Raw genomic sequence first — 14,848 nt, 5'->3', positions numbered from 1 at the left:
AACCGGAGAGCATATGCGGTCTCACACGTACACGAAGTTCAATCCGCAGTGGGCGGACGCGGTGGACCTGCAGGCGCTGCTCGACCAGCTGGCGGATTTCCTGCTGCAGTCGGGATTTGCCGGTGGCCAGGGCGCCTACTGGGGCGAACCCGACGAAGAGCCCGACAAGTCACTCGATGCCCTCAAGGAAGCCATCCTGCGGGCGCTCATCGAGAGCGGGCAGCTCACGCCCGAAATGCTCGAGGCCCTGCGCGGCGAGGGCGATTCCGTGAGCGAGGAGCAACTGGCCGAACTGCTCGACGGTCTGGTGCAGCGTCTCATGCAGGACGGCTACCTCAAGCTCTCCGGTGATGCCAACGGTGAGGGCGGCGACCGTCCCCTCACCGGCAAGGGCTCCATTGGCCAGGCCGCCGCGCGCGACGTGCAGTTCTCGCTCACGGCCAAGGGCATGGACTTCCTCGGCTACAAGACCCTGCGCCATTTGCTGGGCAGCTTCGGCAAGGGCAGCGTGGGCAGTCACGACACGCCGCAGTTGGCCACGGGCGTGGAGAGCGACGCGTGGAGCAAGCCCTACGAGTTTGGCGACACCTTGAACCTCGACGTGCCGGCCACCTTGGCCAACGCACTCGGGCGCACCGGATCGCTGGACGTGCCCATTGATCTCGACTACAAGGACCTCATGGTGCGGCAGAGCGAGTATCGCTCGAGCTGCGCCACGGTGCTCATGCTGGACTGTTCCCACAGCATGATTCTGTACGGCGAAGATCGTTTCACGCCGGCCAAGAAGGTGGCGCTCGCGCTCACGCATCTCATTCGCACGCAGTTTCCTGGCGACACCATTCGTGTGGTGCTGTTTCACGACAGCGCCGAGGAAATTCCGCTGGCCACGCTGGCGGGCAGTCAGGTGGGGCCGTATCACACCAATACGGCGGAAGGGCTCAAGCTCGCGCGGCGTTTGCTGATGGCGCAGAAGAAGGACATGCGGCAGATCATCATGATCACCGACGGCAAGCCCAGCGCGCTGACCATGCCCGACGGGCAGATCTACAAGAACAGCATGGGACTCGACGGGTACGTGATTTCCGAGACTCTGCGTGAGGTGGCCGCGTGCCGCAAGAGCGGCATCATGATCAACACCTTCATGCTCGCACGCGATCGTGCGTTGGTGGAGTTCGTGCGACGGGTGAGCGAGATCAGTCGCGGCAAAGCCTACTTCACCAACACCATGAGTCTCGGGCAGTTCGTGCTCATGGACTTCCTCAAGAAGAAGACGAAGCGGGTGAGCTGAGCCTATAGGCCCCGCCCACCCGCTCGTTATGTCGTCGTGCCGCCCATTGGGCGGCGAAATCAAGTCTGCCTTACCAGCCGCCGATGCGCAGCAGCATGACCGGAACCGTGCGGGCCATGATGCGAATGTCCTCGGCCAGCGACTGCCGCCGCATGTAGGCGATGTCGTAGGCCACCTTGCGACGCACGTCGTCGATGGTCTGGTCGTAGGGGTTGGACACCTGCGCGAGGCCGGTGATGCCGGGGCGCACGCGCTGACGCACGGGGTACTCGTCGATCTGCTCGCGCAAGCGGACAAAGATGGACGGACGCTCGGGGCGCGGGCCCACGATGTTCATGTCGCCGCGCAGCACGTTGAAGAGCTGGGGCAGTTCATCGATGCGCGTGGCACGCAGGATCTTGCCGACCCGCGTGACGCGATCGTCGTTTTGCTTGGCCCACACCGCCTGGCCATTGGCCTCGGCGTCTACCCGCATGGAGCGGAACTTGAAGATGGTGAACGGGGCCCCGCCGAGGTCTTCGCGGCGGCGCTCGTTGAGGGCGCGGGTCCGGGTCCAGCGGCGGTCGAGGCCCACCCGCTCCTGCATATAGAGAATGGGGCCGCGTGAGCTCAGGCGAATGGCGAGGGCCGCCAGCAGCATGACCGGCGCGGCCAGGACGAGCATGAGACCGGCGACGATGATGTTGAAGACCCGGGTGGCCAGCTCGGAGCGGGGCCGGGGTTCGAAGTCATCGTAGGGTCCCGGCGTCGGGACCACGGCCAGCGGGCGTACAGCGTCCCGTGACCTGGGGGTCACGCGACGCGGGCCGGGACGCGGGCCGCCTGCGAGCGAGGAGAGGGAATGGATACCGGACATTGTGGGGAGAACCGGAGAGTGGCGTATTCCGGGGTTACCGTCAAGACGCAGTGATGGGGCTCAGTGTCACACTGGGAGCAAGAAGCCGGCCAGACTGCTGCGGCAACACAAACCCTTATTTTGTATGAAGATTCCCTCAGCGGGACCATAGATGGTGACTTCGCGTCACTAGTTTAGGACTAGGCAGTCCGAAGCGTGCGCTCAACGGCTGACGTTCTCGGACTACACGTTGGCCGCTTGCAGAGGAACACTTAGGGCAAACATCTCAGCAGACATCCGGCCAAGGCCAGCGGCTCGAGTTGCCGACTTCTTTCGACTGCGACAGTATCCAGAGAAGCCGAAATCGCAAGCGACTTAGCCGTCCGCTGGTATATGTTAGCAATGCTCATCCTGCCAAAAGACACTTCACTTTGGGTAATCCACTTAGTTGTATGAACGACCTGCCAACTGGCGTTACCCGCCCCTCGATCGCGCTGTTTCGACCAACACCCACCTCTGATCTCACGCGAATCGGTCGGGCTGGTGACGGTGGCTACGTTATTCCAAGTCGAGTACTAGCGCAAACAGATGTACTCATCGGTCTTGGAATTGAGAACGACTGGTCATTTGAAGACACTGTTCGCAGGACTGCTCGCCCTCGCCTGACCCTGGGAGTAGACGGCACTACAGGGAGCCGGGTATACCTCTATCGAGCTTTTCGGTCCCTCATCGGAGCAGTGAAGGCCCTTATAAGACTCAAGCGGAGCGAGGTAATCTCGTCGATTCGGTCAACCGCGCTTAACATTCGCCGGCTCAAGTCTTTCTCGTTGTTTTGGTATGCGAGTGATGCGCGCTTTATCGAAAAGATGATTCGGGGCAAATCAGTTGTGCGCTCGCCACTCGCCGATGAGGTTACGTGGGCGGAGATCGAAGCCCATTGCAGGCCATCTGACCGAATCGTACTCAAGATCGACATTGAAGGCAGCGAGTATGAAGTCTTGCCCGATGTCCTCTCAAGTTGGGCTAAAGTCATTTGCATCACAGCGGAGTTCCACGACCTCGGAGAGCGCTGGACAGACTTTTGCCGCATCATCGAAAACCTTTCGGACAGGTTTATTGTCGTACACGCTCACGCGAATAACTTTGCAGGAGTCGTTCCCGAGACAAACGTGCCTGAAGTAGTGGAGATCACGTTCCTTTCGCGTTCCCTTCTTTGCGAGAATGAACATCTCGAACCTACTTGCGTTCGATACCCGATTGCCACTCTCGACGTAACTAACAACAAAGATCGTCCTGACCTCGCCCTCAGATTCGATCTACTCGACTGACCAATAGCGGATCGAAGCCAGATGATCTCCTGGAAACGGAACTCGGCAACTCAGGAAACATCATTTCGCGTCTGCATCCATGCCGCCTCCAGCGGTGGCATGGGTGTCGACATCGAAGTTTTGACGAAGGCCCTCGTTGAACTGGGGCACCGTGTTTGGGTTCGTGGCAAGGCTCAGGATTCCGCGTTGAACAAACAATTGCCGAAGGTTGCCACTGCTCTTGAAGTCGCACGACGGCGTTCGTCTCGCATACTTCGGCGACCGCTTTTCGACCTGAACGTGCACATTGAAACAATCAATGAACACCACGCGCATACGGCGGCGATGAATGTACTCATGCCGCATCCCGAGTGGTTCATGCCTCACAATTTGGTTCACCTTAACGCTGTCAATCTTCTCTGGGGAAAGGCGCGCGACACCTTAGACCAGCTGGGGCACCTCGGGAAGCCGATACGGCTGGTAGGATTCACCAGCCTAGATCGAGGAGCAGAGTTCTCCCACGAGCTTCCATCAAACAACCTTTGTCTGCATATCGCGGGACACAGTCACGTCAAAGGTACATTTGCCCTCGCAGCGGTATGGAAGCGACACCCGGAGTGGCCTACCCTTACCATTGTCGGAGACCTTGCAAACGGGGGGGAAGAGTGTTCTCGAATCGACTTCTCCTCAAACAATATCAGACACATTAGGAACAGGATTCAGGAAAATGAGCTGACTCAACTAAGGCGTGTACATGCCTTTCACCTACAACCGTCCGAGTCCGAAGGTTTTGGGCACGTAGTTAATGAAGCATCCAGTTGCGGTCGCGTATTAATAACAACAGACGCACCTCCTATGAACGAGCTCATCCCACCAGGATGCGGACTACTTGTTCAGCCGCTCGATTCATCGCCTTTGAACTTTGGACGCAGATATCAACTGGCACCCGATCATCTTGAGCAGACCATAGCCAAAGCCTTCGCTCTCTCGCTTGAGGAACGTCGAGCACTTGGTTGCCGTCTCCGCGCTGAGTACCTGGCTCGCCACAAGCTATTTATGCAGAATTTGGACCTCGCACTCCGAGAGCTTTTCACTGTGGCATCAACAGACGGAGGTTTGCGTGTTTAGGGGATGGGGTCGCATCAGCAACATGCTGCTTCAGGGAAGTCTTTCTCGCGCTACGGGCATTTTGCCCCGGTTCTCAAGAGACGCCAACTGCATCCACTTGGTGTCTCTTGGATGCAACGAGGTCCCGCCTTCCCGTTACGGGGGAATAGAACTCGTTGTGGCGAACCTAGCAGTCGGACTTCGAGATCTTGGCTTAAGGATTCGGGTTTACTCTCCTGGCACGTTGCACGTGTCGGGCATTGAACACTCACAAACTCTTCTCCAACCTTCGACCAAAGTTGACGGCAGAGCCAACGCGAATGACCCAGCTCACTTGAATGCGGTTAGGAAGGAGCTGGAGCAGCGTGTCAAGCCTGGAGATGTCGTGATCTTGAACCATCCGGACCACTACTCGCACTTGCACAGTGGTATCCAGTGGAGATGGCGTGCTCACGTACTTGAGATCGCGCATTGGACGTTTGTCTCACTTCCTGACCACATAGTCTATCCGTCGCACGCACTACAGGCTGAAATTTCCAAGCCTGGCTGGGTTATTCCGCATGGCATCGACCTTCAATTCAAGTCTGCTGATGTTGAGCGCGACAGCTTTCTGTTCTTCGCGGGAAGACTAACGCGTGACAAAGGCCTGGACATTGCCTCAGAGGCTGCACAGTTAGCTGGAGTTGAACTGGTGCTTGCGGGTCCGAGACCAGACCAATCGTTCGCAGCAGAGCTTCTATCGCGCTCTCACGTTAAGTATGTTGGCGAACTCAGTTACGCCGAACTCCTTGAGTACTACGAGCGGGCGGCTGCCGTAGTTTATATGACGCAATACACCGAACCGTTCGGCCTGACAGCGATTGAAGCCATGGCGATGGGCTGCCCAGTCATTGCAACTGGATTGGGTGGAACAGGGGAAACAATTGTTGACGGTCTGACGGGCTACTACTGTCAAACTGCGGATGAGATCGCTGCGATTATTCCTCGTTTAAGCTCACTAGCTGAAGAAGCCATCGTGGCACACGCACGAAGGTACACGCGTGAACGCATGGCCTCTGACTATCTCGCGCTATTTGCAGGTTTGTAGCGTCGCGACGATTGTCCTCCATGAAAAACGTGTGGTATCGCGGTGACTACTTTGCAGTTTGGCTCACCCAAACACCTGCAACGCCAACTCCGCCTTCCCAAACGGCGCGCTCACCTGCACACCCTGCACCACCCCGCGCACCCGCTCCAGGGCTTCGCGTGCAATGGCAATGCCTTCGGCCACAGCATGTTCCTTGCTCTTTTCGTTCGCCCTGCGCATACGGTCCAGGACCTCCTGCGGCACCGTGACTCCCGGCACCTCGTTGGCCAGAAACTCCGCGTTGCGCGCACTCACCAGCGGCCAGATGCCGGCAATGATGGGAATGCGCACATCGTCAATGCTCGCAACAAAGGCCTCAAGCTGCGCCGGGTCGAACACGGGTTGCGTAATGGCATATTCGGCCCCCGCCTCCACCTTCCAGTGAAAACGTCGCAGCTCATGGTCCGGGTCGATGGCCACCGGATTCACGCCCACGCCAATGACAAAGCGCGTCGGCTCCCCAATGGGGTTGCGACCGGGGTCGAGGCCACGATTGAGCTTGGCCACCAGGTTGGTGAGGCCAATGGCATCGATGTCAAACACCGCCGTCGCATCGGGATAGGGCCCCATCTTGGGTGGATCGCCGGTAATGAGCAGCATGTTGCGCAGTCCCAGCGCCCCCGCACCCAGCAGGTCACTCAGCATGCCCAGCAGGTTACGATCGCGACAGGCATAGTGCGTCACGGCTTCAATGCCGTGTCGCTCGATGATGAGACTGGTGGCAATGGCCCCCATGCGGCTCTGCGCGCGTGGGCCATCGGGCACGTTGATGGCATCCACGCCCGCCGCGGCCAGCATGGCAGCGTCCTGTTCCAGCTTGGCTGTGTCAATACCACGCGGTGGCACGATCTCCACGCTGGTCACAAACGCCCCCGCCGCCAGCTTGGCCCCCAATCGCGAGCGCTCGGCCAGTGGCACGGGCTCACGCCCCGGCGCCCCCTGACCTGTGGCCAACATTTCTCGCGTGGTGCCCACGCTCACGCGCGTACGTGGCGCCAGAGGACGAATGCCCTCCACCATGGCCTTGATGTGCTCGGGCGTGGTGCCGCAGCAGCCACCCACCACCTTGGCGCCGGCCTGCACCAGGTGCCGCGCATACGTGGCCATGTACTCGGGGCTGGCCATGTACATGCTGCGTCCGCCCACGTCACGCGGCATGCCGGCGTTCGGCTGGGCCGACAGCTTGCAATCGGTCACCACCGCCATGCGTTCGATGGCCTCGAGAATGGTCTGCGGCCCCACCGAGCAATTGAGCCCGATGATATCCACGCCCCAGCGCTCCAGCACCCGCGCTACATCCTCGGGGGTGGCGCCATAGGCCGTGCGCAGGTCCGGACCAATGGTGGCCTGGGCGATGATGGGCACACTGGCCTGCACCTCACGCGCCGCCATGATGGCCTGCTGCAGCTCCTCCAGGTCGCCAAAGGTCTCCAGCACAAAACAGTCGGCGCCGCCCTCCAGCAGGGCCCGCATCTGCTCGGCAAAAATGCCGCGCGCCTCTTCACGGCTGGTGGGCCCATAGGGCTCGAGACGCACACCCAGCGGCCCCACCGCCCCGGCCACGAGGCGATGCTCCCCGGCCGCCTCGCGCGCCAGCTCCGCCGCCTTGCGGTTGATTTGCGTGACCTGCGTGTCCAGACCATACTGCGCCAGCTTGAGACGATTGGCGCCGAAGGTGTTGGTTTCCACCACCTCCGCACCCGCCTTTACGTACTCCGCGTGCACCGCGCGCACGAGATCGGGGCTGCGCAGCACGAGTTCATCGTAGCACTGGTTGATGAACACCCCGCGGTTGTAGAGCATGGTGCCCATGGCCCCGTCAAACACCACCACCTGTTCGGGGTCGAGAAGGCGCGCCAGCTGTTCGGCGCGGGGCGTTGCGGCAGGAACGGAAGGCGAAGCGGGGTGCTGCTCGGCGGCTGTGGTCATAGGTAGTTTGAAGATATGCACGAAACCCTTGTTGCCGAGCGGGCCGTGAACATCGAGGCCCGATCCCGCCGTCTGGCGGCCCTGCCCCACGCCCTGACCTCACGCATTCTCGTGATTGACGGCGCCATGGGCACCATGCTCCAGCGTCATCGCCTCACCGAGGCCGACTACCGGGGCACGGGCCGCTTTGCCGACTGGCCGACGGACCTCAAGGGCAACAACGATCTGCTCGTACTCACGCAACCGGCGCTGGTGGCCGATGTGCACCGGCAGTATCTGGCCGCCGGCGCCGACATCCTCGAAACCAACACCTTCAATGCCAATGCGGTGTCCATGGCCGACTATGGCATGGAGGCCCTGGCCTACGAGCTGAACGTGGCCGGCGCCGCCCTCGCCAGGCAGGTGGCCGACGAATTCGACACCCCCGAGCGCCCGCGCTTCGTGGCCGGTGTGCTGGGCCCCACCAACCGCACAGCGTCCATTTCCCCCGAGGTGGAGAACCCGGGCGCCCGCAACGTGACCTGGGCGGCCCTGGTGGAGGCCTACAGCGAGGCCATTCGCGGCCTGGTGGACGGCGGCGCCGACCTGCTGATGGTGGAGACCATCTTCGACACGCTGAACGCCAAGGCCGCGCTGTTTGCCATTGCGCAGTATGCCGAACGCACGGGCTTGTCGCTGCCGGTCATGATCTCCGGCACCATTACCGATGCCTCGGGGCGCACGCTGTCGGGGCAAACCGCCGAGGCCTTCTGGTATTCGGTGTCGCATGTCAAACCCCTGAGCATTGGCCTCAACTGCGCGCTCGGCGCTGATCAGCTGCGCCAGTATGCGCAGGAGCTCGCGCGCATTGCCGACTGCCACGTGAGCGCGCACCCCAACGCGGGACTGCCCAACGCCCTGGGTGGCTACGACGAGTCGCCCGAGCGCATGGCCGAGCAGATCGGCGAGTGGGCACGGAGCGGCCTTGTGAACATGGTGGGCGGCTGCTGCGGCACCACGCCCGAGCACATTGCCGCCATTGCCGCGGCCGTGCAGGGTGTCGCACCACGCGCCGTTGTCACGCCGGAGCCGCGACTCAGGCTGAGCGGTCTCGAGCCCTTTGTGGTGGGCCCCACCACGAACTTCGTGAATGTGGGTGAGCGCACCAACGTCACCGGGTCGGCGCGCTTCGCCAAGCTCATTCTCGAGGGCAACTACAGCGAAGCCCTGGCCGTGGCACGGCAGCAGGTGGACAGCGGCGCGCAGGTCATTGACGTGAACATGGACGAGGGTCTGCTGGATGCCCAACACGCCATGGTCACCTTCTTGAACCTGGTGGCCAGTGAGCCCGACATTGCGCGTGTACCCATCATGGTGGACTCGAGCAAGTGGAGTGTGATCGAGTCGGGCCTGCAGTGCCTGCAGGGCAAGGGCATTGTGAACTCCATCTCGCTGAAAGAAGGCGAAGCGGAGTTTCTGCGGCAGGCACGTCTGGTGCGGCAGTACGGGGCCGCCGTCATTGTCATGGCCTTTGACGAGGAAGGCCAGGCCGACACGGTGGAGCGCAAGGTGGCCATCTGCACGCGCGCCTACCGCCTACTCACCGAGCAGGCGGGGGTGCCGGCGCAGGACATCATCTTCGACCCCAACATCTTTGCCATTGGCACAGGCATCGAGGAGCACGCCGACTATGCGGTGGCCTACTTCGAGGCCACCCGGCGCATCAAGGCCTCACTGCCCGGTGCGCGGGTCAGTGGTGGGGTGAGCAACGTGAGCTTTGCCTTCCGCGGCAACAATCCGCTGCGCGAGGCCATTCACGCTGTGTTCCTCTACCATGCCATTGCCGCCGGCATGGATATGGGCATCGTGAATGCCGGGCAGCTCGTGCCCTACGAGGACATTCCGGCCGACCTGCGCGAGCGGGTGGAAGACCTCGTGCTCAACCGCCGGCCCGATGCCACCGAGCGGCTCATGGAAGTGGCCGAGCAGGTGAAGGGACGCACGGCCAAGGTGGTGGAGGATGCGGCATGGCGTGCACTGCCGGTGAACGAACGCCTGGCCCACGCGCTCGTGCATGGCATCGATGCCTGGGTGGTGGAAGACACCGAAGAGGCTCGGCAGCAGGTGGACCACCCCATTGAGGTCATTGAAGGCCCACTCATGCAGGGCATGAACGTGGTGGGTGACCTGTTTGGTGCGGGCAAGCTGTTCCTGCCGCAGGTGGTGAAGAGCGCGCGTGTCATGAAGAAGGCCGTGGCGCATCTCATTCCGTTCATTGAGGCGCGCAAGACCGCCACCAGCAAGCCTGCCGGGCGTGTGCTCATGGCCACGGTCAAGGGCGATGTGCACGACATCGGCAAGAACATCGTGGGCGTGGTGCTGCAGTGCAACGGCTACGAGGTGATCGACCTGGGCGTCATGCAAAGCTGCGCCAACATTCTCGACAAGGCGCGCGAGCACAACGTGGACGCCATTGGTCTCTCGGGACTCATCACGCCCAGCCTCGAGGAGATGACCTTCGTGGCCAGTGAGATGCAGCGTCAGGGTTTTGCGTTGCCGCTGCTCATTGGTGGGGCCACCACCAGCAAGGTGCATACGGCGCTCAAGATCGAGCCCGTGTATAGCGGCCCGGTGGTGCACGTGCTCGATGCCTCGCGCGCGGTGGGCGTGACCAGTCAGCTGCTCAGTGACGAGCGACGCGATGGTTTTGTGGCCGACCTGCGGCGGGAGTATGCCGGCATTCGTGAAGCACGTGAAGCGCGAGGGAGCAACGAGCGTCTCATCTCCATTGAGGCGGCGCGGGCCAACCCGGTACGCATTGACCTGAGCGTGCCGGTGCCGGTGCCCACTTTCACGGGTGCACGCACGCTGGCGCCTTATCCGCTGGAAGACCTGGTGCCGTACATCGACTGGACGCCGTTCTTCCAGACCTGGGAGCTGGCGGGCCATTACCCGGCCATTCTGCAGGATCCGGTGGTGGGGGAGTCGGCGCGTACACTCTATGCCGATGCCCAGGCCATGCTGCACAAGCTGGTGAGCGAGGGCCGCATTGAAGCACGAGCGGCCTTTGGCTTCTGGCCGGCCAACGCCACTGGCGATGACATCGTGCTCTGGGCCGACGAGTCGGCAACGGAGCGCGTGGCCACGCTGCATATGCTGCGTCAGCAGCTCGACAAGAAGGGCGATGGCCGCCCCAACTCCTGTCTGGCCGACTACGTGGCGCCCATGGGCAGCGGGGTGACGGACTATGTGGGCGCGTTTGCCGTAACCACGGGTCATGGTGTGGAGGCGCTGGCGGCCGAGTACCGTGCGGCGCATGACGACTACAGCGCCATTCTCGTGCAGGCCCTGGCCGACCGACTGGCCGAGGCCTTTGCCGAGCGGCTGCACCAGCGCGTGCGTACGGAATTCTGGGGCTATGCGTCGGGTGAGGCGCTGGACAACGAGGGGCTCATCAAGGAGCGCTATCAGGGTATACGGCCGGCGCCAGGGTATCCGGCCTGCCCGGATCATAGCGAAAAGGGCACGTTGTTCCGCCTGCTGGATGTGCCGGAACGCGCCGGCATTCGTCTAACGGAGAGCTTTGCGATGACCCCGGCAGCCGCGGTGAGCGGCTGGTACTTCTGGCGTCCGGAGAGTCGGTACTTCGGCGTGGGGACGGTGGGGGAGGATCAGCGCACAGACTACGCGAAGCGTCGAGCAGAGTCGCTCAGCGCGGTGTAGCTCCCGCGCTGACCATTCTGTATATCGCCTCGTGCCGCGCAATCCATGCGGCCGGTGCAAACTGGGCAGCAACGCGCGCGCGCGCTGCGTGTGCGCGCTGTTGCATGCCACCTGAATCGTGCAGGGCCGCATTGAGCGCCCGTGCAATGGACTCAACATCTGGTGCGCACAGCATGGCGTCGGCGTTGGAAAGCAGTTGGGGAACACCACCAACCGACGTGGCGACAATGGGCACGCCTGCCCACATGGCTTCGAGCAGAATCATGGGCGTCCCCTCGGTACGCGAGGTCAAAGCCAGCAGGTCAAACGCCGCGAGATATTTGCTGGCCTGGGGCACAAGTCCGGGAGCATGAAGTACTGGCGAGCCATTGAGTGTCGCATGCAGTGACCTCGCCTCTGCCATGGCTGGGCCATCACCAAGTACCACGAGGCTCGCCGGTTTCTCAAGCTGGGCTGAGGCACGAATAAACAGGTCGGGGCCTTTCTCGTGACTGACCCGCCCGACCCATCCAATGAGTGTGCCCTGAACGGGGAGCCCAAGCGCTTCACGAGCCGCTTCGCGTGAAAGCGCCTGCGGATTGGGAGCCACGGCGTTTTGCAGCAGATGAACGTTTCGCTCAATGCCATGACGAGCCAATCGGTCAACGATAGGCTGTGAAACCGCCACCACCGCGTTGGCACGGCGCGCTGCCTGAATCTGCAGCCACTCGTAGAAGCGTCCGCGCCGCGACCCACCCACAAAGCCGTGCAAGGTCATGACGTGGGCCCGGCCCGCCGAACGCGCAACGCCGCCGTTAACGGCATCAGCCCGGTAGCCATGGGTATGCACCACGTCAGCATTGATCGCTGCACCAAGCTGCCGCACCGCCCGTCGCTCACCGAGATAGTCCCGCACCCCAAGCACCAGAGGGTGCACGGCAACACCGGTGTCTCTCAGCGCCTCGACCACGGGATGCCCCGTTTCGCTTCCAGGCACCAAGACCACGGCCACGTGAACCGCATGGCCCTGACCGCGCAGTCCGACTGCCAGCTGCACCAGTACCGATTCGAGGCCACCAGTTCGCGCCGGCGCCGCCACCTGCAGCACACGGAGTGCCGGGTTGCTCATCCGGCCGACGGCATGTCGGACACCGGCCGCTGCGTGGGCTCCCACACCGCCGCCTTTTCATTGCGCAGCAGATGCAACCAGGCGCGCCAGCCCGCCACGATGCTGATGAAAATGTAGCCCGGGAATGCCACCAGCTTTGGCAGACGCTTGTTTTCTGGCCACACAATCACCAGACGTGCGAGGGCGAGACCCACCAGCATGCCCAGCGTGAGCACGAGCGTATAGGGCGCGGATTGCAGCAAAAACAGCGGACCGAACACCCAACCCAGCAGCGAAGGGAACAGCATCCAGCGTACGAGCTTGTGCGAGAACATCATCCACGCATAGCTGCCATACTTGAACGGGTTCATCATGTCACGCAGGTACAGCAGTGTGGCCAGGCCGCGCCCCATGGTGCGGCTCTTGCGCCGCAGTTCCGCCTTGAGGGTTGGGGTGCGTGGCACGAGGCAGGTGGCGGCATCGACACTCACCGCACGATAGCCATGTGCACGCGCCACACTGGCTGCGGCAAAGTCGCGAGCCAGTTCGGGTGGCAATTGCACCATCTGCAAATGCCGCCGGTTGGCATAAAAACATCCACTCGCGCCCACAATGCTGTGCACCTGCGTTTCCCACGAACGCAGTGTCATTTCCATGCCCACATAACTCGACTCGGCCTTGTTGCCCTCGCGCGCCTCGTCACCAATGGAGATGTCACGCCCCGACGCGAGACCCACGCTGGGGTCCAGCAGAGCGCGCACCAGCGGCTTGAGTGAGTCACGCGGAATGAGAATTGACGCGTCGATGGAGACCACGATGTCGCCCTTGAGATGCGGACCGGCCGCATTCTCTCCGGCCGGTTTGCCGCTACGCTCGGGCATGCGGAACAGACGCACCCGCGGGTCGCCGTAGTTGAGCACGAGGTCGTCGGTGCCATCGCTCGAGCAGTCACTCACCACCAGCACGTTCAGCTTGTGCGCGGGATAGTCGGTGGCGAGGGCATGGTCCAGCGTTTTGCGCAGACGCTTCTCCTCATTGTAGGCCACAATGAGCACGGAAAGCTCCGGCCAGTCGTCATCACGCGTCGGTTCCGGTGGCATGGCAAAGGGCCTGCGCAGACGGGCCAGCGCCCACACCAACGCCGGATACAGCACAAAGGCGTAGCCACCCAGCAGCAGCGGCATGGCCACCAGGGTCCAGCCAATCCAGTCGGTGGCGCTCAGGGATGCCGTCACTGTCGTCGTATCCATCGCAGAAGTTCTACCACAAAAGGCATGGGGTCGGACCAACGAAACACTTCGGGGCGGTCGGCCCAGCGTCGGTCGGCCAGCGCGCGCAGTGCCGCACGCGCGCCAAGCCGGAGGTCCGGGGGCGCCGCCAACTGCTCGGCCGACTTGCGCCAGATGGCCAGGGCATGATCCAGCTCCCCCAGCTCCCAGTACGTCCGTGTGCCATGACGCACCACCGGGGACTCAGGTATCGGCTGGCCAAGCGTGGCGGCCACCAACGCAGCCGGGAAATCCACTCCGGCATCGATGGCCAGTTGCACCGAGCCCCAGAGCCGCGCGTTGATTTCCATGAGTACCGGCTGGCCCGTGGCCGCGTCCTCCTTGAACTCGATCATGGCCGGGCCTTCGTAACCCAAGCTGTCCAGCAACGCCTCACAGCGCTGCACCAGATCGACGGAAGGGGCCAGCGCCTCACGATACGTACTCACACCGCCGGCCGGCGGCTTTTCACGCAGACGCCGATGTCCAAAGCTGAGCAGCGTGTGACCTTCGCGGCGCAGCAGGAACACCCCGAGGCCCTGACCGAACACCCGTTCCTGAATCATGAGCGGATAGGCGGCCGGCGGATAGGCGGCAACGGCCTGCACCACCTCGGCCCAGTCCGCCGCAAAGCGCACACTCAACGAGAGGCTCTTCCCGTTGTGCTCCACCACGGAGCGGGCCGGCTTGATGACCCAGGCGCCAGCGCGGGGCTCGGCCTCTTGCAGGTCGGATGGATGCTCCAGCACCACCTGCCCCGGCACTCGAATGCCCAGCTCAGGCGCCCGCTGCATGAGCAGGGCCTTGTCGCTGGCCACCTCGTAGGCCTCGGGTGTTGGGCCGGCCACCAGGGCCCCATGCAGATGGGCCCCCAGCAGCGCTCGTGAGGCCCGGTCGGTAACCGGCAACACCACCTGTGCCTTGTGAGCCGCCACGGCTTCCCGTACCGCCTCGCGCAAACGCTCCGGCGCATTCTGCGACGGGGCGGGCAGGGTGACATGTACCGCAACGGCCCGCGAGGCGGCCGCCAGACCAGGCTGCACGCCAATGGTCACCACCCGGTATCCCGCACGGGCGAGTGATCTGGCTGCGGCCAGAGCCGCCCGTTGTTCGGGATCCGTGACGAGAACCGTAACCATCGGTCTAGGAGAAGTGAAACGCGCGCGTGCCGCGGCGCTCGTCTAATTTATCGTTGATAC

11 protein-coding genes are annotated in these 14,848 nt (G+C 62.7%); 5 read left to right on the top strand and 6 right to left on the bottom strand.

Translation table 11 applies throughout. From position 1 onward, the window contains the following. The first annotated feature begins 13 nt into the window (after window positions 1-13). The gene (locus B2747_RS01810) at window positions 14-1,288 is read left to right on the top strand and encodes a vWA domain-containing protein (protein WP_291156087.1); all 1,275 of its coding nucleotides are present in this window, start codon (window positions 14-16) and stop codon (window positions 1,286-1,288) included. Window positions 1,289-1,358: 70 nt separating this feature from the next. Here B2747_RS01810 and B2747_RS01805 read toward each other — a convergent pair whose 3' ends face one another. Continuing rightward, window positions 1,359-2,084, bottom strand: a complete 726-nt coding sequence (locus tag B2747_RS01805) for a sugar transferase (protein ID WP_291156084.1) — start codon at window positions 2,082-2,084, stop codon at window positions 1,359-1,361. 491 nt (window positions 2,085-2,575) lie between these two features. Here B2747_RS01805 and B2747_RS01800 point away from each other — a divergent pair, with 491 nt between their 5' ends. Further along, window positions 2,576-3,451, top strand: coding sequence for an FkbM family methyltransferase (locus B2747_RS01800; RefSeq protein ID WP_291156081.1), 876 nt, complete (start codon window positions 2,576-2,578; stop codon window positions 3,449-3,451). Between the two features lie 60 nt (window positions 3,452-3,511). Here the strand turns inward: B2747_RS01800 and B2747_RS01795 are convergent, their stop codons facing one another. Continuing rightward, a complete protein-coding gene (locus tag B2747_RS01795) occupies window positions 3,512-3,766 on the bottom strand; it encodes a hypothetical protein (RefSeq protein ID WP_291156077.1) in 255 nt (84 codons plus the stop codon). A gap of 9 nt (window positions 3,767-3,775) precedes the next feature. Here B2747_RS01795 and B2747_RS20210 point away from each other — a divergent pair, with 9 nt between their 5' ends. Next, on the top strand, window positions 3,776-4,558 hold the full coding sequence (locus B2747_RS20210; protein WP_414652165.1) for a glycosyltransferase: 783 nt from the start codon (window positions 3,776-3,778) through the stop codon (window positions 4,556-4,558). Between the two features lie 229 nt (window positions 4,559-4,787). Beyond that, entirely contained in the window at window positions 4,788-5,624 is an 837-nt protein-coding gene (locus B2747_RS01790) for a glycosyltransferase (protein ID WP_291156074.1), read from the top strand. Window positions 5,625-5,687: 63 nt separating this feature from the next. On the opposite strand, the gene B2747_RS01785 is transcribed toward B2747_RS01790, so the two are convergent. After that, entirely contained in the window at window positions 5,688-7,592 is a 1,905-nt protein-coding gene (locus B2747_RS01785; RefSeq protein ID WP_291156071.1) for a bifunctional homocysteine S-methyltransferase/methylenetetrahydrofolate reductase, read from the bottom strand. A gap of 15 nt (window positions 7,593-7,607) precedes the next feature. On the opposite strand from B2747_RS01785, the gene metH reads away from it, so the two are divergent. Continuing rightward, the gene (metH, locus tag B2747_RS01780; protein ID WP_291156069.1) at window positions 7,608-11,294 is read left to right on the top strand and encodes a methionine synthase; all 3,687 of its coding nucleotides are present in this window, start codon (window positions 7,608-7,610) and stop codon (window positions 11,292-11,294) included. Here the strand turns inward: metH and B2747_RS01775 are convergent. Genes B2747_RS01775 through B2747_RS01765 form a run of 3 tightly spaced genes read right to left on the bottom strand, consistent with a single transcriptional unit; the run spans window position 11,281 to window position 14,788 of the window. Next, a complete protein-coding gene (locus B2747_RS01775; RefSeq protein ID WP_291156066.1) occupies window positions 11,281-12,402 on the bottom strand; it encodes a glycosyltransferase in 1,122 nt (373 codons plus the stop codon). The two genes, metH and B2747_RS01775, sit on opposite strands and share 14 nt — an antisense overlap. Then, on the bottom strand, window positions 12,399-13,631 hold the full coding sequence (locus B2747_RS01770; protein WP_291156063.1) for a glycosyltransferase: 1,233 nt from the start codon (window positions 13,629-13,631) through the stop codon (window positions 12,399-12,401). Before B2747_RS01770 ends, B2747_RS01775 begins: the two co-directional genes overlap by 4 nt. Further along, window positions 13,613-14,788, bottom strand: a complete 1,176-nt coding sequence (locus B2747_RS01765; protein ID WP_291156061.1) for an ATP-grasp domain-containing protein — start codon at window positions 14,786-14,788, stop codon at window positions 13,613-13,615. Before B2747_RS01765 ends, B2747_RS01770 begins: the two co-directional genes overlap by 19 nt. Between the last annotated feature and the right edge of the window lie 60 nt (window positions 14,789-14,848).

The sequence above is a fragment of the Gemmatimonas sp. UBA7669 genome, from assembly GCF_002483225.1.
In the GTDB taxonomy this organism is placed as follows: Bacteria; Gemmatimonadota; Gemmatimonadetes; order Gemmatimonadales; family Gemmatimonadaceae; genus Gemmatimonas.
This window is presented reverse-complemented; position numbering and strand designations above follow the sequence as displayed.

What these genes read in the sequence shown, in the direction of transcription:
- B2747_RS01785 (WP_291156071.1), bottom strand. Translation starts at nt 7,592, where the DNA reads ATGACCACAGCCGCCGAGCAGCACCCCGCTTCGCCTTCCGTTCCTGCC.
- B2747_RS01775 (WP_291156066.1), bottom strand. Translation starts at nt 12,402, where the DNA reads ATGAGCAACCCGGCACTCCGTGTGCTGCAGGTGGCGGCGCCGGCGCGA.
- B2747_RS20210 (WP_414652165.1), top strand. Translation starts at nt 3,776, where the DNA reads ATGAATGTACTCATGCCGCATCCCGAGTGGTTCATGCCTCACAATTTG.
- B2747_RS01800 (WP_291156081.1), top strand. Translation starts at nt 2,576, where the DNA reads ATGAACGACCTGCCAACTGGCGTTACCCGCCCCTCGATCGCGCTGTTT.
- B2747_RS01770 (WP_291156063.1), bottom strand. Translation starts at nt 13,631, where the DNA reads ATGGATACGACGACAGTGACGGCATCCCTGAGCGCCACCGACTGGATT.
- B2747_RS01765 (WP_291156061.1), bottom strand. Translation starts at nt 14,788, where the DNA reads ATGGTTACGGTTCTCGTCACGGATCCCGAACAACGGGCGGCTCTGGCC.
- B2747_RS01810 (WP_291156087.1), top strand. Translation starts at nt 14, where the DNA reads ATGCGGTCTCACACGTACACGAAGTTCAATCCGCAGTGGGCGGACGCG.
- B2747_RS01795 (WP_291156077.1), bottom strand. Translation starts at nt 3,766, where the DNA reads ATGCGCGTGGTGTTCATTGATTGTTTCAATGTGCACGTTCAGGTCGAA.
- metH (WP_291156069.1), top strand. Translation starts at nt 7,608, where the DNA reads ATGCACGAAACCCTTGTTGCCGAGCGGGCCGTGAACATCGAGGCCCGA.